General features: G+C 34.6%; 25 protein-coding genes. 11 read left to right on the forward strand and 14 right to left on the reverse strand.

Going from position 1 to position 23,497, the window contains the following annotated elements; all coding sequences use genetic code 11:
* Positions 1–28: 28 nt before the first annotated feature.
* The 3 genes from K5S59_RS14485 to K5S59_RS14495 form a co-directional block, all read right to left on the reverse strand.
* Positions 29–247 (reverse strand): hypothetical protein, encoded by a 219-nt coding sequence (locus K5S59_RS14485; RefSeq protein ID WP_098147025.1) that lies wholly within the window; start codon positions 245–247, stop codon positions 29–31.
* A 44-nt stretch (positions 248–291) separates the two neighbouring features.
* On the reverse strand, positions 292–471 hold the full coding sequence (locus K5S59_RS14490; protein ID WP_076541023.1) for a hypothetical protein: 180 nt from the start codon (positions 469–471) through the stop codon (positions 292–294).
* A 98-nt stretch (positions 472–569) separates the two neighbouring features.
* On the reverse strand, positions 570–893 hold the full coding sequence (locus tag K5S59_RS14495) for a YxeA family protein (protein WP_098258968.1): 324 nt from the start codon (positions 891–893) through the stop codon (positions 570–572).
* Positions 894–1,098: 205 nt separating this feature from the next.
* Here K5S59_RS14495 and K5S59_RS14500 point away from each other — a divergent pair, with 205 nt between their 5' ends.
* Together K5S59_RS14500 and K5S59_RS14505 are read left to right on the forward strand one after the other, a co-directional pair.
* Positions 1,099–1,557, forward strand: a complete 459-nt coding sequence (locus K5S59_RS14500; protein WP_098258967.1) for a helix-turn-helix transcriptional regulator — start codon at positions 1,099–1,101, stop codon at positions 1,555–1,557.
* Between the two features lie 72 nt (positions 1,558–1,629).
* Positions 1,630–2,013: a hypothetical protein gene (locus K5S59_RS14505; RefSeq protein ID WP_000744762.1), complete on the forward strand. Its 384-nt coding sequence runs from the start codon at positions 1,630–1,632 to the stop codon at positions 2,011–2,013.
* A 71-nt stretch (positions 2,014–2,084) separates the two neighbouring features.
* Here K5S59_RS14505 and K5S59_RS14510 read toward each other — a convergent pair whose 3' ends face one another.
* On the reverse strand, positions 2,085–2,684 hold the full coding sequence (locus K5S59_RS14510) for a DedA family protein (protein ID WP_000418921.1): 600 nt from the start codon (positions 2,682–2,684) through the stop codon (positions 2,085–2,087).
* Positions 2,684–3,262 carry a class I SAM-dependent methyltransferase gene (locus K5S59_RS14515; protein ID WP_001176074.1) on the reverse strand — a complete coding sequence of 193 codons (579 nt, stop codon included), beginning with the start codon at positions 3,260–3,262 and terminating at the stop codon, positions 2,684–2,686. The genes K5S59_RS14510 and K5S59_RS14515 overlap by 1 nt, the downstream gene beginning before the upstream one ends.
* Positions 3,263–3,637: 375 nt before the next feature.
* Here K5S59_RS14515 and K5S59_RS14520 point away from each other — a divergent pair, with 375 nt between their 5' ends.
* Together K5S59_RS14520 and K5S59_RS14525 are read left to right on the forward strand one after the other, a co-directional pair.
* Positions 3,638–4,867: a helix-turn-helix domain-containing protein gene (locus K5S59_RS14520; protein WP_001065632.1), complete on the forward strand. Its 1,230-nt coding sequence runs from the start codon at positions 3,638–3,640 to the stop codon at positions 4,865–4,867.
* A 353-nt stretch (positions 4,868–5,220) separates the two neighbouring features.
* Positions 5,221–5,490 (forward strand): YolD-like family protein, encoded by a 270-nt coding sequence (locus K5S59_RS14525; RefSeq protein ID WP_000099708.1) that lies wholly within the window; start codon positions 5,221–5,223, stop codon positions 5,488–5,490.
* A 68-nt stretch (positions 5,491–5,558) separates the two neighbouring features.
* Here the strand turns inward: K5S59_RS14525 and K5S59_RS14530 are convergent, their stop codons facing one another.
* A complete protein-coding gene (locus K5S59_RS14530; protein WP_000176135.1) occupies positions 5,559–7,508 on the reverse strand; it encodes an ABC transporter permease in 1,950 nt (649 codons plus the stop codon).
* Positions 7,495–8,265, reverse strand: coding sequence for an ABC transporter ATP-binding protein (locus K5S59_RS14535; protein WP_000859656.1), 771 nt, complete (start codon positions 8,263–8,265; stop codon positions 7,495–7,497). The genes K5S59_RS14530 and K5S59_RS14535 overlap by 14 nt, the downstream gene beginning before the upstream one ends.
* Before the next feature lie 306 nt (positions 8,266–8,571).
* Here K5S59_RS14535 and K5S59_RS14540 point away from each other — a divergent pair, with 306 nt between their 5' ends.
* A complete protein-coding gene (locus K5S59_RS14540; protein ID WP_000377707.1) occupies positions 8,572–9,444 on the forward strand; it encodes an AraC family transcriptional regulator in 873 nt (290 codons plus the stop codon).
* A gap of 40 nt (positions 9,445–9,484) precedes the next feature.
* Here the strand turns inward: K5S59_RS14540 and K5S59_RS14545 are convergent, their stop codons facing one another.
* Together K5S59_RS14545 and K5S59_RS14550 are read right to left on the reverse strand one after the other, a co-directional pair.
* Positions 9,485–10,120 (reverse strand): SdpI family protein, encoded by a 636-nt coding sequence (locus K5S59_RS14545; protein ID WP_000716346.1) that lies wholly within the window; start codon positions 10,118–10,120, stop codon positions 9,485–9,487.
* On the reverse strand, positions 10,117–10,389 hold the full coding sequence (locus K5S59_RS14550; protein WP_001070524.1) for an autorepressor SdpR family transcription factor: 273 nt from the start codon (positions 10,387–10,389) through the stop codon (positions 10,117–10,119). Before K5S59_RS14550 ends, K5S59_RS14545 begins: the two co-directional genes overlap by 4 nt.
* 207 nt (positions 10,390–10,596) lie before the next feature.
* Here K5S59_RS14550 and K5S59_RS14555 point away from each other — a divergent pair, with 207 nt between their 5' ends.
* The 6 genes from K5S59_RS14555 to K5S59_RS14580 all read left to right on the forward strand — a co-directional run bounded on the left by K5S59_RS14555 (position 10,597) and on the right by K5S59_RS14580 (position 19,157).
* On the forward strand, positions 10,597–11,292 hold the full coding sequence (locus K5S59_RS14555) for a response regulator transcription factor (RefSeq protein ID WP_000276736.1): 696 nt from the start codon (positions 10,597–10,599) through the stop codon (positions 11,290–11,292).
* A 2-nt stretch (positions 11,293–11,294) separates the two neighbouring features.
* Complete coding sequence (locus K5S59_RS14560; protein ID WP_098115370.1) at positions 11,295–12,317, forward strand: sensor histidine kinase; 1,023 nt, start codon at positions 11,295–11,297, stop codon at positions 12,315–12,317.
* Positions 12,318–12,411: 94 nt separating this feature from the next.
* Positions 12,412–14,385, forward strand: a complete 1,974-nt coding sequence (locus tag K5S59_RS14565; RefSeq protein WP_048541116.1) for an FtsX-like permease family protein — start codon at positions 12,412–12,414, stop codon at positions 14,383–14,385.
* Positions 14,386–14,458: 73 nt separating this feature from the next.
* Positions 14,459–16,414, forward strand: coding sequence for an ABC transporter permease (locus K5S59_RS14570; protein ID WP_120450960.1), 1,956 nt, complete (start codon positions 14,459–14,461; stop codon positions 16,412–16,414).
* A 20-nt stretch (positions 16,415–16,434) separates the two neighbouring features.
* Positions 16,435–17,187 (forward strand): ABC transporter ATP-binding protein, encoded by a 753-nt coding sequence (locus K5S59_RS14575; protein ID WP_000393249.1) that lies wholly within the window; start codon positions 16,435–16,437, stop codon positions 17,185–17,187.
* The gene (locus K5S59_RS14580; RefSeq protein ID WP_120450961.1) at positions 17,184–19,157 is read left to right on the forward strand and encodes an FtsX-like permease family protein; all 1,974 of its coding nucleotides are present in this window, start codon (positions 17,184–17,186) and stop codon (positions 19,155–19,157) included. Before K5S59_RS14575 ends, K5S59_RS14580 begins: the two co-directional genes overlap by 4 nt.
* Positions 19,158–19,207: 50 nt before the next feature.
* Here the strand turns inward: K5S59_RS14580 and K5S59_RS14585 are convergent, their stop codons facing one another.
* The 5 genes from K5S59_RS14585 to dagF form a co-directional block, all read right to left on the reverse strand.
* Positions 19,208–19,399, reverse strand: a complete 192-nt coding sequence (locus tag K5S59_RS14585) for a YjcZ family sporulation protein (RefSeq protein ID WP_001290393.1) — start codon at positions 19,397–19,399, stop codon at positions 19,208–19,210.
* A gap of 169 nt (positions 19,400–19,568) precedes the next feature.
* Complete coding sequence (gene gntP, locus K5S59_RS14590) at positions 19,569–20,894, reverse strand: gluconate permease GntP (RefSeq protein ID WP_098258963.1); 1,326 nt, start codon at positions 20,892–20,894, stop codon at positions 19,569–19,571.
* A 112-nt stretch (positions 20,895–21,006) separates the two neighbouring features.
* A complete protein-coding gene (locus K5S59_RS14595; RefSeq protein WP_000539257.1) occupies positions 21,007–21,732 on the reverse strand; it encodes a GntR family transcriptional regulator in 726 nt (241 codons plus the stop codon).
* Positions 21,732–22,748 carry a sugar kinase gene (locus tag K5S59_RS14600; RefSeq protein ID WP_098258962.1) on the reverse strand — a complete coding sequence of 339 codons (1,017 nt, stop codon included), beginning with the start codon at positions 22,746–22,748 and terminating at the stop codon, positions 21,732–21,734. The genes K5S59_RS14595 and K5S59_RS14600 overlap by 1 nt, the downstream gene beginning before the upstream one ends.
* Positions 22,741–23,496, reverse strand: coding sequence for a 2-dehydro-3-deoxy-phosphogluconate aldolase (dagF, locus tag K5S59_RS14605; RefSeq protein ID WP_000181934.1), 756 nt, complete (start codon positions 23,494–23,496; stop codon positions 22,741–22,743). Before dagF ends, K5S59_RS14600 begins: the two co-directional genes overlap by 8 nt.
* Position 23,497 lies beyond the last annotated feature (1 nt).

The raw sequence follows: 23,497 nt of genomic DNA on the forward strand, positions 1-23,497 counted from the left end.
GAGCTTGAATGGTTTCAAGCTCTTTTTATCAACTTTCCTCAATATCATCTAATTGAGTCTTATAACATTCATCACACTCTAGCATAGTAGGAAGAATCCCTCTTCCATCATGTAATAAGACCATCAAAACTTCTCGACCTATCTCTATGAAATATTTCATAATAATGGGATATCCTTCAATAATATTTGTATAATCAATTCCTTGTTCAAACTTTTTTCCGCTCTTTATTTCTTCTACTTTCAACATAAAAAAATCCGAAACCATACAAAATGATTTCGGATTTCCTATAGTTAAAATATTAAATTACATTTCGAACAAAAAGGAGCAGAATTTCCTCTTCGGATTTTCGCATCACATTTTGGACAATACACATATCTCTCTTCTATCTTTTCTCGTTCTATCATATGTAAAGATACTATTCTCATACTACACATAATCCCGATTAATATAAGGCTAACGATGAGTAGCATAACTCTCACTCCCTCTTCTATATTTTACCATAAAATAATAAAACCGATCCCCACATTGAGAATCGGTTTTATACTTACAATCCTAACTTCATCTTTACTCAATCTGGAATTTTATCTATCGTTACTTTCACTTTATCATATAAGAACTTACCTCTCGTAAGCACATGCCAGTATGAACCTTTTGGTAATTCATCTACTCCGTCAATTGTAACTTCTTTTTCCTTGCCATCCTGATCGTAAGCTTTAACCGTATATTCACGGCCTCTATTTCCAACTAACTCTTTTCCATCCGTATCGATAATTGCATAATGATTCTCTATATCAAGAAATGGATTCATTTGATCTAATAATTTACTCCCATTTAATAAATATGCTGCTCCTGCCACAATAACAAGTAATGATCCAAAAATAAATCTTTTCATCTATATTCCGCCTTTCATTATGTTTTCTTTAAGATGTTTCTCAGTATAGGGCGTAATTCTTAATAAAAACTCGTACTGTTTCTTAACATTTTCTTAAACTAAAAGTGAAATATTAATTAGTAAGCTCAAAAAACTCTTCACTCTTAAATTGACAAAACTACACTTTTAGTGTAATTTTACACTAAATAAAAAAAGGAGATGCATAATGAATAAACAAGAATTTATTGAACTCGTTAATTCAAAATTAAAACTTATCCGTGTTGAAAATGATTTATCACAAGATAAAATGTCAGAAATTATTGGTTTATCAAAGAAAACATTAGTGGAAATTGAAAAAGGAAGACGCACGCTAACATGGTCAGGTGCAGTTTGTGTCGTAACACTCTTCGAACAGAGCAACACAGTCCAGATGACATTCGGGGATGATGTGAATGAAATTATAAAAACAATCGCTTTTACATATTACAATACGAATTTCCCGAAAACGTTAGGAGGAAAAATGTGGTGGCGACAAATAAAAGAATTAAACGGTTACCAAATACAACAAAATATTTTATCTCAACATTATCGAATTTTAGATAAAGAAGACCGTAGAATATGCCATTCATTCGAACTAGATGAAATTGAACAGCGATTTATGGAAATGGCAAAAACATCTCAATAAATTGCAATTTTAATCAGTATTTTTTGCTGCCCATAAATAGCAGTATAAAATAAATTACGGAGTGTAATTCAAATGAAAAAACAGAGGAATATTACCATTTTAAACACGCTAATCATTAGCACGTTAGTATTCAATTTATTTATTTTCACATCAAGAATGAGCTTTTTACCTTGGTATATTGAAGATGGATGGGGCTATCTAGGATTATTATCTACATCCTTTATTTTCTTACTTTGCTTCTTTCAGTCTTCGAAGCTTCATAAAAATGGAAAGTTAACTACGCTACAAAAGTTTATTCCACTTGCTTCTGCTATACTTTCAATCTTCGTTCTTATCACTCCATCAAGTGATTTTATGACTGTATTAGCTAATCTAATCAACACCACCATATTAACAATTTATATAACTGTATTTCAGACAACACCTAATGTAAGTAATAAGGAACTATTACATTAAAAGGGAGAGTTATTTTACAAAATAACTCTCCTTTTTATACTACTCTCAATAAGCATAAAACTTTATTCTATTTACTTACTCATCACCGTACTTCTTCTTTGCTTATACAAATAAGTACCACTCGCAACAACAAAAACAATTCCGCCAAAATACACACCATACTCTATCGCAACTGCTACAATCCATTCAATATGTTGCCCAAATAAAGAACCTAAAACAAAGTAAACGAGTGTCCAAACAAATCCTGTCGTATAGGAATACAAAGCATACATCTTAAATGACATGTTATTCATTCCTACTAAATACGGTACGATATGTCTTACAACTGGTATGAAGTAGCTTGTGACTAACGCATAATGACCATACTTCTCTACCATTTGTTGAGATTTCAAAAGATATTTCGCTTTTTTCTTTTTCATTAGCTTATCAAGTACTTTCGTACCAAATATTTTCCCTAATATATAACCTAACGATAGCCCAGATACAACGCCTAAATATGTTAATAAAAATGCTGGAATGACGCTTAATATCCCTAGTGAAGAGACAAAACCACCGCTCATTACGATCATTTCGTCTGGAATTGGCATACCGATAATACCTAACCACAAACAGAAAAATAATGCCCAGTAACCGTATTGTTCAATATAAGATAATAATTCATGTAATTCCATTATGCATATGCTCCCCTTAGCTTTTTTTTACAGCTAAAGACATACGCTGGCGGGAAATTGAGCCACACTTTCTCTAGCGTAATTTCAGGAAAGAAATGCTGTATAAATCCTTTTTTCACAAGTGAATATTGAAATGTAATAAATTCACCGTTCTCATGTATCGCTTCGATTACATTGTTTAAAATACGCTTTGAAACTTCTTCTGGTAAAGAAGCAAAAGGTAATCCCGATAAGACGTAATCAACGCATTCTATATTGAATTCTTCCATATACTTCTTTATATTTTCAGCTGAACCGTGTACAACAATAACGTTCTGCTCATTTTTAAAATTTCTCTTTAATTCTTTGCAAAACACTTCATTAATTTCAATAAGAAGAAATATTGTTTCCTTCTTCTTTCTCTTCATAATTTCTTTCGTGAACACCCCTGTACCAGGCCCTAACTCTACGATGCACTTCGCTCTATTAAAATCAATTACATCTACCATTTTCTTTGCTAATATTTTCGAACTTGGCGCAATTGCACCAGTATGTTTCGGATGTTTTATAAATTCATGTAAGAATGTTATGAGTTGCATGTAACCCTCTCCCCATTCGTTCAATAGTTTTTAACTTGTTTCTAAGTATAACTATCGTTTCTTAACAAAAATTGAGGAGATTTCTTAAGATTTTATGAAGAATGAAACATTTCGTATTCCCTATATAAATACCTCTTTTATATTTATTAATTTGATATAATAGATATAAAAAGAAATTTTATGGAAGGTACCATCGCTATGCCTATTTTCATACAACATATGTGGAAATTAATTTGTAAATTGCCTTTCATTCCTATCCAATATATGTAATTCTTTTCATGTGAGCAAAAACATTCAAACAATAAGTATTTTATAGAAACAAATGTACATTTAATTCATATGTAGTATTTCAAAACTATTTAAAAGGAGAAGCTAATGAATAATTCCATCGATCTACAGCACTTATGTGATCTTGTACATAGAACGTTTCATGTGCCTGTTCAGTTTCTATCTACTGATAAAAAAATTGTATACGAATCTACTTCTCATACGATTGGTAGTCCGTTTTATTCTTCTAAAGACGAACATCTTAATGAAATTTATCAAGAAAACGCTCCTTGTAATTTTCCAATTTTCAAAGGGAATAAGTATCTTGAGAATTTCATTAGCATCCATATAACAAATCATGAACAGATAAAAGGAACGATTATAATCGGCCCGACTACCTATCCAAAAGTGTCAGATGAAATGGCGATTAAGCTTATGAAATATTTCAACTGTAATCATACAATGCAACAAGGAATAGACTACTATCAATTTCTACCCGAGATTAAAAAAAGCACGCTAATTGATATAAGTATTTGGTTACATTACGTAATTTTCAATGAAAAATTAGATCGTGATATTGTTTGGAAAAAAAACAAATTACTCGAAGATGTTTCTTATAAAATCGTAAATCCTGATCTATATATTTCAAAACGTCGCCGCCATGATCCGCAAAATTATGACATATCATTGGAACGTAAATTTTTTTCAGCAATTAAAGAAGGTAATAAAGAAAAGGTCATACAATATGCGTATTCATATCCACAAGAAGATGCAGCAATTTCATCTAAAGGAGATCAACTGAGAAACCAAAAAAATAATGGCATTATCGCCATTACGCTAGCTATTCGATATGCGATAGACGGTAATCTTCCATCACATATTGCTTTTTCACTCGGTACTTTATATATACAAACGATTGAAAAATTAGATAACATGTATTCCGTAAATAGGTTAATTGAAGATGCATTATGTACTTTTGCAGAACGTGTGAAAGAATATAGTAATCAATCATATTCTAATTCCATTACTACGTGCCTCAATCATATTCACAAACATATTTACGATGAAATATCTCTAAATGACCTTGCTAATCTTTTACATATTTCCCCTACTTATTTATCAAAACTGTTTAAAAAAGAAGTAGGAATTCCTTTAATTGAATACATCCAGAGGGAACGAGTAGAAGAAGCAAAAAAATTATTAACATTAACGACCTATCCATTATCAGATATTTGTGCCTGGCTTAATTTTAATGATCAAAGTTATTTCACACGAGTCTTCAAAAAAATTACTAGTATGACGCCTAGACAATATCGTGAAAATCATACTGTTATATAAGAACGCTTTTCTAACAGAAGGTGAGCTAGTTACCCTACTGGCTCACCTTCTTCAAATCCATTTATCCCGCTATTTGCCGGGCAGTAAGACCCCCGCTGATTAAAGTTTCACTTTATTCTCCCTCATCCAAATTCACCTTAATAAAGTTTTAATCCCATTCAAAAAAGTACAAGAATGACAAATAATTACTATAAATAAGTGAATGAATTTGATAATTTTTTAGTACTAAGCAAATTTGGCTTCCAATCATCCATAATAAAACGAACATAAGGTACTTCTGAGTAATCAGTAGTAGACTTCCATAGTGATGAACCTTCCTATATAGAAAATATATTGTTAGGAGAATAGAAAGCATGAGTAGTACAACAATATCAAAATCGACTGACATAAAAGAATCGCGAAAAGTATCACCATATGATGATAGAGACAGAATTGAAGATACTTTATTACGCTCTTACATTTCAGAAAAAGAAATATTGATCACTTATTATAAAGATCATTATTTCCCTACAAGTTATATGACTGTAATTGAATTAAATCCTTTAAAGCGTTCTTTAGTATGCATAGATGCCTTTGACCGAAAACATACTTTTAGTTTCATCGACATAATCGATGCACGGTAGTATTTAGACCGAAAAAAAGCCATTCACCTCATAAAAAATTAGGTAAATGGCTTTCTTATTTTCACTTATTATTTCGCACTCACAATCTTATAATAAGAACGAACTGTTATGAAGTAATATCCGATATAAATGACGCCATATACTCCTATACTAATTAGGAGCGGAATCATAATTTCGAATGGTAGTAAATTCGCTAAACCTTTTAGTGCAAATAAGCTGTGCAGAATTCCGATGACTAACGGAATTGCAAAGATAAAGCTTACTTGTTTTGCGATAGCTTTTTTCATCTCTTGTTTCGTTACACCGACTTTACGAAGTACAACGTAACGCTCACGGTCAGCATTCGCTTCCGTTAATTGCTTGAAGTAAATGATAGAGCCTGTTGCTAGTAAGAATACAAGACCTAAGAACATTCCAATAAACATCATTAATCCTGTTGCTTCAAGCCCCATATGGAAACCAGTATAGAAATCTCTAAACGATGGTACCATTTCTGATTCACCAGCTGGCATCACCTTTGTTAACTTTTCTGTTAATACTTTACTATCTTTTTCATCTTTTACATCAATATTTTTTACAACGCGTGTTCCAAATGCTTGCTTCGCTTGCTCATACATATCGTCTGAAACGACAACAACTAATTCACCTAAATTGGTAACCGCAACATCATTTGCACCTTGGATTTTTAATTGCTTCGTTTCGTTTCCAATTTGGAATACCGCTTTGTTTCCTTTATATTGTGGACTAAACTCATGCCCTTCAATATAGGAGCTATCGTATATAAATGCTTCACCAGCAGCTACATTCACTGTTTCCGCATCAATTTTTTTAGCAAGCTTGTTAAATTCTGACTGAGACATAAACTGATACTTCTCTGAAATCCTATAGTTCATATTCAGAATGAAATCAACTTTGTCTCCTTCAAACTTCCCTTTTACAGGAACTGTCTCAATTTCAAATTGATCTTTGATTGGATGATCTTGCTTCTCTTCTGCAAAAATCGCATTTACTTTCTTATCAAGCTCTGCATCTTTTTTCTCATAAGAATAGCTATATGGTGCAACTGCTTTTGATTGCGTAAATGTGTTGTAATACATCGTAACTGACGTACCGACCGCAGTTAATGTTACCGCGCTTAAAATAGAAATTGTCGCAAGTGACTTTGCATTTCCTTTAATACGGTATAGTAACTGTGATGTTGTTACCATATTCATGCCGTTATAAAACGATGATTTATTATTTCTTGCACGTTTTAATACGAATACTGTAAAGAACATAAATAGTAAGTACGTACCTAATACTGTCGCCAGTAAAATGTAAAGCGCGACTGCCATAAAGTCTGCGTACTGCAGTGCCTTCACGTACATTAACGCTAAGAAATAACCTGAACCGATTAAGAAAACTGAAATTAATGCCATCACTACTGATCCTTTTGGCATTGCTTCTCCTTCGCGTTCTGCCCTGAAAAGTTCAATTAACTTAAATCGATAAATTAAGCGATATCCTTGAAGTGATGTATACAAAATAATCACAAAGAAAATAAGTGCTGTATCCACAATTGCAGCCATCGGTACTTCAAAATGAACATTTAAATTTAATCCCATCATGCTTACTAGCAGTTCAAGGAATAATTTCGAAAGGACACTACCAATCGCAATTCCGATAATTAAAGACATTAACCCCATTAACATATTTTCATAAAAGAGCATTTTACCAATCTGTCTTTTTCGAATACCTAATAAGGAATATAGTCCAACTTCTTTTTTACGCTTCCTTGTAAAGAAACCGTTTGAATATATAATGAATACCGCTACGAAAATAATTAGCATAACACTTGAAACTTGAAATGCTCCGCTAATTTTTTTAGAAGCTTCCGCAGCTTTTTCCATTTGTGAATTATACTGCAACGCCTTAAATGTAAAATAAATGACGATGCTAAAGATCATAGATGCAAAATATACAAAGTAGTCTTTAAAATTCCGCTGTATGTTGCGGAGGGCAATGCTAGATAAGGTCATCAGCCATACCTCCAGAAATAGAAGACATTACGTCAACGACTTTTTGGAAGAACTGTTTACGTGTTGATTCACCGCGGTGCAATTCTTTATATAACTCACCATCTTTAATGAAAATAACTCGTTTACAGTAACTCGCCGCAAATGCATCGTGCGTTACCATTAAAATTGTAGAGTTATCATATTCATTTAACGACTTCATGCTTTCAAGTAAATCTGTCGCTGATTTAGAATCAAGCGCTCCAGTCGGCTCGTCCCCGAAAATCATACTTGGATTCGTAACGATCGCACGTGATGCTGCGCAGCGCTGCTTCTGTCCGCCCGACACTTGATATGGGAACTGACTTAAAATATGATCAATACCGAATTTCTTTGAGATTTCAAGAACGCGGCGATCAATCTCACTCGCTTTCACCTTTGATAACGCAAGAGGTAACGCAATGTTCTCTTTCACCGTTAACGTATCTAATAAATTATAATCTTGGAAAATGAATCCTAAATGATCACGGCGGAATAACGCTAGCTTATCATCGTTCATCTTTACAATATCTTTTCCATCAATTAAAATTTCACCGTTCGTCGCATTATCAATTGTAGAAAGAACGTTTAGTAAAGTTGTCTTACCCGAACCAGAAGGTCCCATAATTCCAACGAACTCACCTTCTTTTACTTGTAAGTTAATACCTTTTAACGCTGCAAATTTATTACCACCCGTGTCATACACTTTTTCAATATTTTTTGCTTCTAACACTGTTTTCATCTCGACATCCCTCATTTCTTCTATTCTCTATTTTCAACTATATACACTCTCTACTCTTGCCACTATCGATGTTTCTTACACAAACATGACAGTTATGTAAGACGCATAAGTAAAGATATAAAAATTTAACCTACTGAACGAAAGTACTTTGTTACTATAACATTGGGATATCATACCATCCATTCATTCTCCTTACAGGAACATTACAATTTTGTAAGGTTAAAAATGGACCCTACAAAGTTGTGCACGAAATGTCGGATGGACTTAGTTTGTTCCTGCTATTGTATTTAACAAGGAGGTCATCGTATGGATTCACTTAAAAATATGAATGCAGCAATGCAGTATATTGAAAACAACCTAACAGATGAAATTGATTTTAAAGAAGTCGCAAAAATAGCGTACTGCTCTGAATATCATTTCAAAAGAATGTTTTCTTTTCTAGCTGGCATATCACTATCAGAATATATTCGCTGTAGACGTCTTACTCTTGCTGCTTTTGAACTAAAAGATAGCACTGCAAAAGTCATTGATGTCGCTATCAAATATGGGTATAACTCGCCAGATTCTTTTGCACGTGCCTTTCAAAACTTGCACGGCATAACACCTTCAGAGGCCCGAAATAGTAGTCATTCTTTGAAAGCTTATTCACCAATGACCTTCCAATTATCAATTCAAGGAGGAAATCAGATGAACTATCGAATTGAAGAAAAAGAACCATTTCAAATCATTGGTATTACAAAACGCGTACCAATTGTATTTAACGGTGTTAATGAAGAAATCGCTTCTATGTGGAAAAGTTTAAATCCAGAGTCCATTCAAACATTAAAGTCACTTTCAAACATGGAACCAAATGGAATCATCAGTGCTTCTACTAACTTTTCTGAAGGAAGAATGGAGGAAAAGGGAGAACTTGATCACTACATTGGAGTGGCCTCAACGAAAGATTGTCCAGCGCAATTCGCACAACTTGAAGTCGCAGCTTCAACGTGGGCTATCTTTGAAGCTGTCGGCCCATTTCCTGAAACATTACAAAATGTATGGGGGCGCATTTATTCCGAATGGTTTCCTTCCTCAAACTATGAACTAGCAAAAGGACCAGAAATATTGTGGAATGAACAAAAAGATGTATCTTCTCCAAACTTTAAAAGTGAAATTTGGATACCGGTTTTGAAGAAATAAAAATAAAGCTGCTCTTCCTTAGAAGGAAAAGCAGCTTTATTTACATTTTTAGTTCTTTTTTATAAGCGACGTAGGAATATCCCATTGTTAATCCTACTGCACCAACAATAATGCCAATGATTAGGAAAGTTTTCCAAGCTACCGGAGCAAAAATACTTAAAATCATAATAACTCCTAATACAACAAACACCTTTCCACTAAAACGGTGCGTTTTTCTCCACACTTCCTCATTACTTAATGTCCACGGCGTTTTTATACCGACAAAGTAGTTTGGTTTGCACTGTGGTAAATAGTTGCCGATGACTATAAATAAAATACCAACTAATAATTCAGGCAATCGATTAATGAATAAGTTGTATCCTAATCCACTTGTAATAATATCTATGTTCCCTACAAATAGTAGCAATAATATTCCGTTATTCATCATCATAAAAGCTTTAGAAAACTTCTCGTAATTTGCTTTCTTTGGGTCAATTTTTGGTAATACATTTAGAAATATATATAACACAATCATAATTCCAACCATCGAAATCATTCCATAAAGTTTAGAAGAATAACCATCTGCCTTACCGCCGCTCCAATGTGTCGCAATTGTATCCGGCAAATGTTGCCAAGCAAACGCCCAAGCTAAACAAGTTGTAACAATTAATATAATTGCAAAAAGATGCTTCTTCATTTCCCCTCTCCCCCCTTATTCGTAAATGTAAACACCCAAGTCAACAAATCTTGAAATACAGTTGTGTTTAAAGAGTACATAACGAATTGCCCCTTTTTTTCATCTTGAATAAGTTCAGCATTTTTAAGTGCGTTTAAGTGGTGTGAAATACTTGGCTTTGTCATATTGAAATGCTCCGCAATTTCCCCAGCGGTTAAATCGCCTTCTTTTAATAAATCTAAAATTTTTCGCCTTGTTGGGTCTGCTAATGCTTTAAATGCTTGATTCAATGTCTTTCTTCCCTTCACTAATTAGACATTTAGATATTTATCTAAATGTTAAAATGATTTCAGTTAATTGTCAATTATCTATACGCCCTTTTTACTTTCCGCACTTTTGACCTATACTGTTTACTAGCTTATCTTTCAACATAATGAAAAGACTTGAAACACATGATACACTATAGCTACAATTGTTTTTTTAGGAGGAATATACATATGTATAAAATTTTAATCGTTGAAGACGATCCAAATATTTCATCATTACTACAATCTCACATTCAAAAATACGGCTATGAAGCTGTTGTTGCAGAGAACTTCGATGATATTATGGAATCGTTTAACGCAGTAAAACCACATCTTGTTTTACTTGATGTAAACTTACCGAAATTCGATGGATTCTACTGGTGCCGTCAAATTCGTCATGAATCTACTTGCCCAATTATTTTCATTTCGGCTCGTGCTGGTGAAATGGAACAAATTATGGCGATTGAAAGCGGTGCGGATGATTATATTACAAAACCGTTCCACTACGACGTTGTAATGGCGAAAATTAAAGGTCAATTACGCCGTATTTACGGTGATTATGCACCTAATATTTCTGAACGTATCGTTGAAGTAGAAGGTTTAAAACTATTCCCAGAGCGCCCAGAAATTCATTTCGGTGCTGAGCAAGTTCTTTTAACGAAGAAAGAGGCAATTTTAGCAGAAATGTTATTATCTAAATTCCCTCGTACAGCGAGCCGTGAAGATTTACTAGCTGCTCTTTGGGATGACGAAAGCTTCGTGGAGGAAAATACATTAAACGTAAACATTACGCGTCTTCGTAAAAAGTTCAATGAGCTTGGTATTGAAAATGCTATTGAAACAGTACGTGGACTTGGGTATCGTTTTAACGCAACTTGGAGTGAATAAGCATGAAGCTATTTTTACGTGATCATTTTGCATTTTTTCTACTATACGTATTAAACTTCGGTATCATCTTCGTTCTTTATGATGCAGTAGATGGATTTCAAAATAATAAATTTTACTTCGTCGTTTTAAGTTTATATTTATTCATTTGTTTCCTCGCTTATCGTTACGTTCGGAATCGTAGAATGTACCATAGATTAAGTGAGCAACCAGAGAAAATGGAAGATGCGTTTATTGAAAGAGCAACTGCTCCGATGCCTCACGGTGTAAATGAACTCGTGCGTACGCAGTATCGTCTATTCCAAAAAGAACTACAGTCGTATGAAGTAAAACAACAAGAACATCAATTATTCATTAACCACTGGGTGCATCAAATGAAAACACCTGTGTCTGTTATGCAGCTTATGGTGCTCGAAATGGAAGATGAACATTTGATTCCGAAATTCAAAAAAGAATTAGAACGATTAAATCAAGGGCTCGATATGGCTTTATATATGGCAAGGTTAAATAACTTCCATGAAGATTTCCATGTTGAGACGATTTCATTAAAAGATGCGGTAACAAAAAATATTAATGGATTAAAAGAACTCTTCATTCGAAACGGCGTCTTCCCTGTTTTAGAAGTTCATTCCGATTTAAAAGTTGCTTCGGATGCGAAATGGCTAAAATTCATTATTTATCAGTTAATGACAAATGCCGTTCGTTACTCTGGTGAGCGCGGAAAGAAAGTATTCCTATCTGCTTACCGAAACGGAAAAGATATTATTTTAGAAGTTCGCGATGAAGGTGTTGGTATTCCGCAAGAAGATATTCGAAGAGTATTTGAACCGTTTTACACTGGGAAAAATGGTCGCGCATTCGGAGAATCTACTGGTATGGGACTTTATATTGTAAGTAAAATTTGTGATTATTTAGGTCACTCTGTCAAACTAGATTCTGAAGTTGGTAAAGGAACGACGATTAAAATCATCTTCCACAACGCTGCAAATAATCAAGCAGAAACTACGGAGAAGGTGGCCGAAGCATGATCGGAACATATGCTAGCAAAATGTATGAGAACTTACTCTCATACATTTTTTGCAATAAAACTACATATTTGCCTTCTAGCGAGAGGTACATATTATGACATTTTGGCAATTTGCATTTAAAAATGTAACGCGTAATTCTAGAGCTTATTTTGCTTATTTCGTCAGCAGTTCCTTTTCCATTGCTGTTTTCTTTTCGTTTGCTGTTTACTTATTCCATCCGAAATTACAAAACTTTAGCATGACCGCTGAAATTTCAGGATTAATGATATTTTCAGAAGTTGTAATTGTATTTTTCTCTTTCTTCTTTTTACTATATTCCATCGGTACGTTTTTAAAAGTTCGAAAAAAACAATTTGGAGTTTTGACCGTTTTAGGAATATCGAGAAAGCAATTACATCGTCTTGTTTTTATGGAAAATATGTTAATCGGTATTTTATCTATCTTTTTCGGTATGCAGTTTGGACTTGTCTTCTCGCAGTTTTTCTTATTAGTAACAGCGAAAATTACACATCTACCAGGGATATATTTATATATCCCTACGAATGCTTTCATTTTAACAATGATTGTGTTTCTTGGTCTCTTTATCGCTGTATCTTCATTTACACCCATGCTAATTCGTACGAAAAAGACGGTAAACCTTTTAAAAACTAATGGTAGGAAACAAAAGGAAAGAAAACCATCCATATTTATCTCTCTATTTGGTGCTATCTGTTTATTAAGTGGTTATATTTTAGCTGGAAATCCTAAATATTTCTTCTCAATAAACTCGCAAGTAGGCGTTATATATATGGTTTCAAGTATTTTCGTGATTCCAACGCTCGTTACAATCGGAACATATTTTTTCTTTTCTCAAATTAGTTTCTTACTTATTTATATTTTAAAGAAAAGAAGAAAATTTTATATGAAACGGATTAATATGCTGTGGATTTCGGATTTAGCAAGCCGCATCCGAACGAATATTAATATGCTTTTTATTGTAGCAATGCTATCTACAATTGCTTTCACAATGATTACGTTCCTATATGGAGTGGGAAAGTTTACAAAGCTAGAAGTTACGCGAAGTTCACCTTTTTCATTCTCTTATTTTTCTTATGACGCAAATCCTTTTGTGAATGATCATTTAAATTGGCTTGAACAACAATTACGAAAAGAGAATTTCTCTTATAAAAAAATAAAAGCTGATTTATATGAAACACCACTGAAAGAAGATGAAGGCATAACAGCTTATAATGACATATATGCAATGAAACAAAGTGACTATAATAAACTCGCAGCTTCCCTGCGAATGAAACAACTATTCATGAATGATACTGAAGCATATGTCTTAACAGGTAGCGCTTATGTAACCTTATTCAGCGAATTTGAGCCAAGCTACAATAGAAAGTCTATTACACTTTCTAGCACAAATACGCAATTACAAGTAAAGGGCTATGAACAAGCAGGGGCCATTCCATCTAACTTTTCATACCAAACTTTAATTTTACCTGACACTGTTATAAACAACTTACCAAATACAACAAAGCACGTAGCAGCGTACAATTATAACGTACAAAATTGGGAAAAGACTTATGAAATTGCTGATGATTTTATGAAAAAAATACAAAAAGATCGACAGGAATTCCAATACGAAGGCCCTCTTATACGCTCCTATGAATCAGCAGATTCATTATACAGAATCACATCTGGTAGTGCCGCGTACTTCCTAATCGGGACATTCTTAGGTGTCATTTTCTTTATTGGAGCAGGTAGCGTTCTTTACTTCAGAATGTATACTGATTTAACGAACGAGCAAGAAAAGTATGTAACCATTTCTAAAATCGGTGTAACAGATGCAGAGATGAAAAGATCTGCAACCATTCAACTTAGCATTTTATTTTTCGTTCCTTACGTTATGGCGTCCATTCATACAATGTTCGCAACAAAAATGCTTCAAGACGTAATTGCTTTATCACTATTCAAAGAAATTTCAGCAGTTCTTATTATTTTTGGAGTAGTTGAAGTCATCTTTTTCTTATTCATTCGTTCGCTTTATATGCAAAAATTATCACAATATACTAATACACATTAAAAAAGTTATTACATGAGAAGGTGGGATCTCTTCCCTCCTTTTTCATGCTCATTATATTAGGAGGTTCAGGTGAATGACATTTTGGCAGTTTGCATTCAAAAACGTAACCCGGAACGCCAGAGCTTATTTCGCCTATTTTGTAAGTAGTGCATTTTCCATTGCAATTTTTTTCTCGTTTGCGGTTTATTTATTTCATCCTAAATTGCATATGACAGGCGTGAATGCTGCTCTGAACATATTAATGACAATTTCAGAAGTTGTTATTGTATTCTTTTCGTTTTTCTTTTTACTATATTCAATCGGTACTTTCTTAAAAGTACGAAAAAAACAATTTGGGATTTTAACAGTACTTGGTATATCTCAAAAACAATTAAAAAGACTTGTATTTCTAGAAAACATGCTAATTGGTGTTCTTTCCATATTTTTCGGCATTCAACTTGGACTTGTCTTTTCACAGTTCTTTCTACTAGTTACCGCCAAAATTACACATGTGCCTGGTTTATATTTATATTGGCCAACGGGTGCCATTATTTTAACTATGATCATCTTTCTTGGACTCTTCATTCTCGTCTCATCTTTTACACCGATGCTCATTCGGACGAGAAAGGCTGTACGTCTTTTAAAAGAAGGAACAAAGCAAAAAGAAAGAAAAGCGTCCGTGCTCATCTCTCTATTTGGTGCGACATGTTTAATATCTGGATACGTACTAGCAGCAAATCCGCTATATTTCATATCGCTTGGCGACGTAATTGGAATTTTGTACGCCGTCACCAGTATATTTGTCATTCCTTCACTCGTTGCGGCTGGAACATATTTTTTCTTTTCACAAATTAGTTTTTTACTCATTCGTATATTAAAAACGAGAAGAAAATTTTATATGAAACGTATTAATATGCTTTGGATTTCTGATTTAGCAGCTCGCATTCGGACAAATATTAACATGCTCTTTATTGTAGCGATGCTATCAACACTCGCTTTCACTATGATTACGTTCTTATACGGTTTTGGGAAATTCACAAAGTTTGATGCAGTAAGGGAAAATCCTTTTCCTTTTACATATTTATCACATACTGAAAATACGTTAGCAGATGAACATTTGAATTGGTTAGAACAAAAATTTAACGAAGAACAATTTACTTATAAACAATTTAAAACGGATATATATGAAGTATCTTCGGCGGAAGAGAACCCAAAGCTCTATTATGCAATTAAACAAAGTGATTACAATATACTTGCTAAGGCGTTAAACTGGGAACATCTCAAAGTAAAAAATAATGAATCTTATATCCTTATGAAAGACATAGATGATCAATTCATTGGCACAATTTATGATACAGACAGGAAAGATATTCTTACACTTACTCAAAACAGCCTACAGCTACAAGTAAAAGAATATAAAAATTATAATCCTTTCCCAAATAGCTTAATCTCACAATTACTCGTATTATCTGATGAGAATGTAGAGGCATTATCATCCGTTTCAAAACAGATGAGTGTATATAGCTTTAAAGTTAAAGACTGGGAAAAAGCGAATAACATCGGCTCGTTATTCATAGACAAAATTAATACCGACGGGAACAGCATTCAAGCAGAGCACAAGCCTTTCCATGCAAGTGAAGCAAGCGATTCTCTATACACAACAAAACAAAATGTCGCTTCGTTCTTCTTAATTGGTACTTTCTTAGGTGTTATTTTCTTTATCGGTGCTGGCAGTGTTCTTTACTTCAGAATGTATACAGATTTAACAAATGAGCAAGAAAAGTATGTAACGATTACAAAAATCGGTTTAACAGAAGCTGAGATGAAACGATCTGCTACAATTCAACTTGCTATTTTATTCTTTGTTCCATACATTATGGCATCGATCCATACGATGTTTGCGACAAAGATGCTACAAGAGGTTTTACAGCTCTCGTTCTTCGCTGAGATTACAGTCGTACTGATGATTTTTGGAACAGTTGAAGTGATATTTTTCCTTCTAATTCGTTCCTTCTATATGCAAAAATTATCACAACATATTAAGTTTTAACGGATAGAAAGGTGATTACTATGGAAGAAGTTTTACACATAAAAAACGTCTCAAAAGTGTATGAAGGAAAAGTCCCTCATACTGCTTTAAAAAATATAAATTTACATGTAGATAAAGGTGAATTTGTTGCTATCATGGGGCCATCTGGTAGTGGTAAATCTACATTTTTAAACGTTATCTCTACAATTGATTCACCCACTTCTGGTGATGTCGTTATTAACGGAAAAAAACCGCACACATTTCGTAGAGAGAAGTTAGCTATTTTCCGCCGCCAAGAGTTAGGATTTGTTTTCCAAAACTTTAACCTACTAGATACACTAACAATCGGTGAAAATATCGTACTACCTTTAACGTTAGATAATATTCCATTAAAAGAAATGGACGAAAAGCTTGATAACATTTCAAAAAAACTTGGCATTGATCATATTTTAGACAAACGTATTTTTGAAGTTTCCGGAGGACAAGCACAGCGTACCGCAGTAGCGCGTGCTGTTATTCATCATCCGTCACTTCTACTTGCTGATGAACCAACAGGAAACTTAGATTCAAAAGCGGCAATTGACGTAATGGAGCTATTTACGAAATTGAATAAAGAAGAAGATGCAACAATTTTAATGGTTACACACGATCCATTCGCAGCAAGTTATTGTAACCGCGTCATTTTCATTAAAGATGGAGAGCTTTACAATGAACTTCACCGCGGACTATATCGCGAGAAGTTTTATCAAGAAATATTAGATGTTTTAGCTTTATTAGGAGGAAGACGTGGATGACATTTTGGCAATTTGCATTTAAAAATGTCTCGCGTAATTCGAAAGCATATTTCGCTTATTTTGTAAGCAGTGCTTTTTCTATCATGGTTTTCTTTTCATTTACTGTATATGCGTTCCATCCACGTTTACAAAGTGTACAGAGTTTCCAAGAACGAGATCCTCTTATGAATTCAGCTAGTACTGCACAGTTTATTATTGTTTTGTTCTCGTTCTTCTTTCTCTTATATTCAGTGGGATCATTTTTAAATGTACGAAAGCAACAATTCGGGATACTCACTATTCTTGGGATCTCACAGAGACAATTAAAAAGACTGTTATTTACTGAAAACATGATCATCGGGATATTGTCTATCTTTATCGGTATTCAAGGTGGCCTTGTATTTTCTAACTTCTTCTTATTAGTCACTTCGAAATTAACAGGTGCGAATGGCCTCTATTTATATTGGCCGACAGAAGCGATTATCGTTACAACCGTAACGTTTATCATTTTATTTTTAATCGTTTCTACATTTACACCGATGTTTATTCGTACTCGTAAAACAGCGCAGCTTATTAAAGGTAACAAAAAAGTGAAAGCCGAAAAAAAGCCATCTATACTCATCTCTTTATTCGCTTTAATTTGTTTAGGGCTATGCTATTATATTGCCGGTTACCCACAAGGCTACGTAACAGAAAAAAATGTACAAAATGGATCTGTCGTCTTTATTATGTTATCTATTTTGCCGCTCGTAGTAGTCGGGACATATTTTTTCTTTTCACAAACATTTCTTCTTTTCATCTATATTTTAAAGAAACGAAGAAAGTTTTATTTGAAACAAATAAATATGTTATGGATTTCAGATTTAGTTTCTCGTACCCGTAGTAATATTAATGTACTCTTTATCGTTTCTATGCTATCTGCACTTGCATTTACAATTATTATTGGTTTATTCGCTGCTAATAACAATACAACAGCATCGGTACTAGAACGATATCCCGTCCCCTTCACTTATACATCAGAAGGTGACAATTCCCTTGAACAAAAGCATATTACTACAATTGAAACTGAGCTTACAAATAATAATTTTCAGTACAGAAAATATAAGTTTACAGTAGTAAAAGATACAGCTTCAAAAGAAGACATTATGCTTATGAAGATGAGTGATTATAACGCAATTGCTAAACAATTGAAAAGACCGGAAATAACACTTGATTCTACACAAGTGTATATTATTTCTCGCCACTCACCAGAACTTCTCAATCTCGTATCTAATCCATTTGCAAAGCATAATACGATTACACTTGGATCTAATAAAAAAGAATTTCATATTAAAGGGTTTATTAATAAGGGAATAGAACCATCCTTTGCATTCCCACATTTAGCTGTCGTACAAGATTATGTATTTGATAATATGATTCCTCATATTGAAACAACCGTAATCTATAACTACTTCGTAGAAAACTGGGAAAATGCAATCGTTCCAACAAAAAATATGTTACGTGTTATTAGTGGTGATGCACGTAAGTTCTACGAAAAGCATACAGAAGAGAACGCTCAAGTTCCTTTCTTCATATATACAGCTACGGATGAACTCATTTACGGTAAAGGAAATGCAGTTGCTCAATTCTTTATTTGGGCATTTCTTGGCTTTATCTTCTTTATCGGTGCGGCTAGTGTTTTATATTTCCGTATGTATAACGACTTAACAACTGAAAGACAAAAGTATATTACGATTACAAAACTTGGCTTAACAGAATCAGAAATGTTTCGTTCTGCAACGATTCAATTAGGAATATTATTTTTCGTTCCTTATATTGTTGCTGGTATTCATACAATATTCGCCATTAAGTTTTTACAAAGCATGTTTTCTTTCTCATTACTGAAAGAGACATTAATCGTACTCACTTTATTCGGGATTATTGAGATCATTTTCTTCTTCTTAATCCGTTCTCTGTACATTAATAAATTATCACAGCATATAAAAATATGAATAAAATAGCCTTGTGCATAATGCACAAGGCTATTTTCAATAGTTTTTAATTAGCAGCAATATCCACCATAGCCGCCGCCATAACCGCCGTAACCACCATAACCACAACCGCCGCCTCCGCCGAAGCAGCTAGCACCGATGATAATTAATAAAATAAACAATACGATTAGAAGCGCAAAACCGCCGCCGCACCCATGTCTGCGGTTACAATCATCATGTCTGTGTTCACACTTTTCGCTCATTACTATATTCCTCCTTTAGTATCATTCATAACAAGTTCACCTTGCTCTAAATGAGGGGATTCCATTTATAGTATGTTTTCAGGGCGAATAGGAAGCTTGGCTTATCTAAAAACGGGCTTGTTTTCGGAAATGGGCTTCATCAAAAAAAGATACCAATTAAGGTATCTTCTTAAATAAACATATTCAATAAAAGCGCAAAGCCAAATGCAATAAATGATAACAATGTCTCCAGCACCGTCCACGTTTTAAACGTTTCCTTCACCGTTAATCCTAAATACTCTTTTACAAGCCAGAACCCTGCATCATTTACGTGAGAAAACATTAATGATCCCGCGCCCGTTGCAATAACGAGCAATTCTAAATTTACGCCAGACATGTGCTGAATAACAGGTGAAACAATTCCTGCTGCTGTCGTTAATGCTACCGTCGCTGAACCTGTTGCAATTCGAATTAATCCAGCTACCATGAAAGCTAATACTATCGGTGATAACGATATATGTTCTGCCATTTGTGCAATCGCTGTTCCAACGCCGCTTTCAATTAATATTTGTTTAAATCCACCGCCTGCACCGATAATTAAAATAATGGAACCGACCGGCAATAAACTTTCATCCGTTAATTTTTTAATGACCTTTTTATTAATTCCTTGTCTTATTCCGAGTAAATAAAATGCTGCGAAACATGAAATAAGTAAAGCAATTACTGGACTTCCTATAAACACGAAAAATTCAGTCAACTTTTCCGGTAATGAAATATATGGTGCAACTACTGATAAAATCATCAATACAACTGGTAATAAAATAATAAAGAATGAAACTTTACGACTTGGTAAATCAGTTGATACAGTCGTAACCCGGACAAGCTCTGGTTCATTTTCAGGTATAACTCTTTTATGTACCCACTTTGCAAATATCGGCCCTGCAATAATGGCTGTTGGTAACGCAATAATTAATGAATATAAAAGTACCTTTCCTAAGTTCGCGTTATAAATACCGATTGCTGTCATCGCCCCTGGATGTGGTGGCACGAGCCCGTGAACAATAGATAACCCAGCAATAACAGGTAACGCAATTAATAATATATTTTGCTTCGTCGTTTTTCGAATAGAAATAACAAGTGGTAATAAAATGACTATCCCCACTTCAAAAAATACTGGAATCCCTATAACAAATCCTGCAAATAACATAGCCCAAGGTAGTTTCTTCACACCGAAAAATCGAATAAAGAAATCTGCTACTTGCATGCCTGCTCCTGAATCAGACATCATTTTCCCTAAAATTGTTCCGAGAGCTAAAATACCAACTAAATGCCCTAGTACACTACCAACACCAGTTTCATAGGCAGTCACTATTTTCGTTAAATTCAGTCCAGACATAATAGCTAAAAATAAACTAGCAACTGTTAAACTAATAAATGCATGCCATTTCCACCATGATACCCCTAAAATAACAATCGCGATTGCAAGTAACGTGACGATTAATAAGTATATATCCATCTCTCATTCCCCTTACTTTTACCCCGTATTTATGGACAGCAACACCTGAGTGGCGCGGGATGAATCCAATTAAAGTTCCACTTTATAAAAAAAGAGGGCGAATACCCTCTTTTTATACGTCATAATTCACTACATAATGCTGCATTTCTGTATTGTAGTAGCCTTCGCTATATTCAATTACTTCGCCAACTTCATCGTAAGAATAGCGCATACGTTTTAATAACGCTGTCCCTTCTTTTTCACCTAACGCTTCTGCAACGAAATTAGGAGCGGCACCAACTGCGAATTCATCTCTGAAGTTTTCTAAATGTATACCTCTGTCCTCGACCAAATCGTAAAGCGATTGCAAGTCAAAGTCCGATAAATCTGTGCTTGCCATGTGTGCTGAGAAGTAGTGCGTATAATGAATGTACGGCGTATCATTTAACGCATATAAACGTTCGATACGGAAACACTCCTTACCAAATAATCGAAACGGCACTGTTCCTTCTTCATTATGAACGATTTCTGCTTTTAGCAATTTCTTCTGTACTTTATATCCTTCTTCCACTAATACTTCTGTAAATTTCTTACCCTTTGACAACTTTGTCGCAGAAGTATTACGAATGACTTTCGTTCCTTTACCGCTTTTCTTTTCCAAATATCCTTCTTGAGCAAGTTCTTTAATCGCATTCCGCACTGTAATTTTACTTACTTTGAACTCTTCTTCTAACTGCGGTTCGGAAGGAATATTCGTATGAATCGCATATACACCATGCAATATTCGATCACGAATAATATTTTTTATTTGTAAATATAATGGTCCTTTTTTTCTCGTTACGTTCACCGTTACACCCACTACCTTTCTACATCACCTACTGATGCCGTCATTGCCCGAAGTATATCCTTCTCTGATGACATTGGCGTATCACCGACGATTGTATGTGCAAGCATTCCAGCTGCTGACGCAAATGAAACAGCTTTCTCTGGTGCAAACTCTTCTATCTCGCCATGAATAATCCCGCTCGTATAAGCATCTCCAGCACCTATTCTATCATATACAGAAAACGTAAGTGTTTTTGCAAAAGTGAACGCACCATCTTTACATATAAACCCGCGAAGCGAGTGTGTATTATCGCTATTAATAGAGCGATGTGTACCAGCAATTGTAGCAATATGATATGTTTCAGCCACTTTCGGAATAAGATCAACAAGTTGCGCCTCTCGCTCCGTCTCTTCTGTTTGCATTCCAAGAACGAACATTGCATCTTTTTCATTCATCATAACGATATCAGCAAGAGCTAGCATTTCTTCATAATGCGGTTTCGCCTGCTCATATCCATCTTCTCCCCAAAGCGATGGACGATAATTGCAATCAAAAACGACAATGCCTCCGTTTTCTTTAACTGCTTTCGCTAAAGATTTCATATGATGGCGCACCGTATCATTCATCGCAAGTGTAATCCCGCAAAAATGAACGATATCAATTTCCTTGGCGATTTCTTCAAACTGGTACATCTCTTCAGACGCCGTATTGAAGCTACTTTCTAGTCGATTTGAATATGTAACGCGGCTTGCACGTGCTCCAAATCCATTTTCTAAAAAGTACATGCCGACATATTTACCGCCTCTTGAAATAAACGGCGCCCGAATGCCTAACTTTTGAATATGTGATATCGCAGCATCCCCAACAGAGTTTTCCGGTAAGGTTGAAATAAGAAAGCCTTCATGCCCGAGATGAGAAAGTGCTGCTACAACGTTCACACCTGTACCAGAAAATGAGTAATTTAATGTGTTAGCTTGTGACAACAATTCATATCCTGGTACTTGCAGGCGCATCATTACTTCGCCAAATGCTGCAATTTTCTTACGCATATTGATCAACTAACTTCTTCACGACCGCTAATAATTCACGAACATCTTCTACTTTCGTATTACCAGTTTCTTTATCAATAATAGAAGAGTACACGTGCGGGATAACTTGCTCTACGTTTGCCTCTAGCGCGATACGTACAATTGTTTCGAAGTTTTCTTTATCAATTCCGCCTGTTGGCTCTAATGCAAATCCTTCTTCCGCACATGCTTTCGCAACTGCGCGATATTCTTCTTCATGAGCTAAACCTTTCATTGGGAAGTATTTCAATGAATTTCCGCCCATATCACGTACAAGTGCGATCGCTGTTTTAATTGGAACGATTGCTTTTTCTTCTCCAGCTGCACTAATTGGACCAGTAGAAATATTTACGTACCCTACTTTTCCTGTTGGTGATACTAAACTATTAATCCAGCTATCTTTTCCGCCAAGATTTGCACGTGTCGCTCCAACTGAAGGGAACACTTGGTTAATATGGCTACCAGGATAATACTTCGCAATTTCAGCTACAACTGCCGCTTGGCGATTATCTCCTGCTCCTAGTCCGATTGATACCGCGTCATCAATTTCTTTTCCGTATGCTTTCATCGCTGTAACTGCTTCTTCTACTGTTGGGTAGTCTTTTGATAACACTCCCACTACTACATAACCTTCTGCTGCTTCAAAAATATCTTTCGCATTTTGGATATTGTTCGCTAATACATTTAATGCTACGCGTCCTTTATAAAAACGTTTTTGAATGTTTGTCATT

Source organism: Bacillus sp. BML-BC051, from assembly GCF_019656175.1.
In the GTDB taxonomy this organism is placed as follows: Bacteria; Bacillota; Bacilli; order Bacillales; family Bacillaceae_G; genus Bacillus_A; species Bacillus_A mobilis.

Coding starts and splice junctions, on each gene's coding strand:
- K5S59_RS14485 (WP_098147025.1), bottom strand. CDS start 247: ATGTTGAAAGTAGAAGAAATAAAGAGCGGAAAAAAGTTTGAACAAGGA.
- K5S59_RS14490 (WP_076541023.1), bottom strand. CDS start 471: ATGCTACTCATCGTTAGCCTTATATTAATCGGGATTATGTGTAGTATG.
- K5S59_RS14495 (WP_098258968.1), bottom strand. CDS start 893: ATGAAAAGATTTATTTTTGGATCATTACTTGTTATTGTGGCAGGAGCA.
- K5S59_RS14500 (WP_098258967.1), top strand. CDS start 1,099: ATGAATAAACAAGAATTTATTGAACTCGTTAATTCAAAATTAAAACTT.
- K5S59_RS14505 (WP_000744762.1), top strand. CDS start 1,630: ATGAAAAAACAGAGGAATATTACCATTTTAAACACGCTAATCATTAGC.
- K5S59_RS14510 (WP_000418921.1), bottom strand. CDS start 2,684: ATGGAATTACATGAATTATTATCTTATATTGAACAATACGGTTACTGG.
- K5S59_RS14515 (WP_001176074.1), bottom strand. CDS start 3,262: ATGCAACTCATAACATTCTTACATGAATTTATAAAACATCCGAAACAT.
- K5S59_RS14520 (WP_001065632.1), top strand. CDS start 3,638: ATGAATAATTCCATCGATCTACAGCACTTATGTGATCTTGTACATAGA.
- K5S59_RS14525 (WP_000099708.1), top strand. CDS start 5,221: ATGAGTAGTACAACAATATCAAAATCGACTGACATAAAAGAATCGCGA.
- K5S59_RS14530 (WP_000176135.1), bottom strand. CDS start 7,508: ATGACCTTATCTAGCATTGCCCTCCGCAACATACAGCGGAATTTTAAA.
- K5S59_RS14535 (WP_000859656.1), bottom strand. CDS start 8,265: ATGAAAACAGTGTTAGAAGCAAAAAATATTGAAAAAGTGTATGACACG.
- K5S59_RS14540 (WP_000377707.1), top strand. CDS start 8,572: ATGGATTCACTTAAAAATATGAATGCAGCAATGCAGTATATTGAAAAC.
- K5S59_RS14545 (WP_000716346.1), bottom strand. CDS start 10,120: ATGAAGAAGCATCTTTTTGCAATTATATTAATTGTTACAACTTGTTTA.
- K5S59_RS14555 (WP_000276736.1), top strand. CDS start 10,597: ATGTATAAAATTTTAATCGTTGAAGACGATCCAAATATTTCATCATTA.
- K5S59_RS14560 (WP_098115370.1), top strand. CDS start 11,295: ATGAAGCTATTTTTACGTGATCATTTTGCATTTTTTCTACTATACGTA.
- K5S59_RS14565 (WP_048541116.1), top strand. CDS start 12,412: ATGACATTTTGGCAATTTGCATTTAAAAATGTAACGCGTAATTCTAGA.
- K5S59_RS14570 (WP_120450960.1), top strand. CDS start 14,459: ATGACATTTTGGCAGTTTGCATTCAAAAACGTAACCCGGAACGCCAGA.
- K5S59_RS14575 (WP_000393249.1), top strand. CDS start 16,435: ATGGAAGAAGTTTTACACATAAAAAACGTCTCAAAAGTGTATGAAGGA.
- K5S59_RS14580 (WP_120450961.1), top strand. CDS start 17,184: ATGACATTTTGGCAATTTGCATTTAAAAATGTCTCGCGTAATTCGAAA.
- K5S59_RS14585 (WP_001290393.1), bottom strand. CDS start 19,399: ATGAGCGAAAAGTGTGAACACAGACATGATGATTGTAACCGCAGACAT.
- gntP (WP_098258963.1), bottom strand. CDS start 20,894: ATGGATATATACTTATTAATCGTCACGTTACTTGCAATCGCGATTGTT.
- K5S59_RS14600 (WP_098258962.1), bottom strand. CDS start 22,748: ATGCGTAAGAAAATTGCAGCATTTGGCGAAGTAATGATGCGCCTGCAA.
- dagF (WP_000181934.1), bottom strand. CDS start 23,496: ATGACAAACATTCAAAAACGTTTTTATAAAGGACGCGTAGCATTAAAT.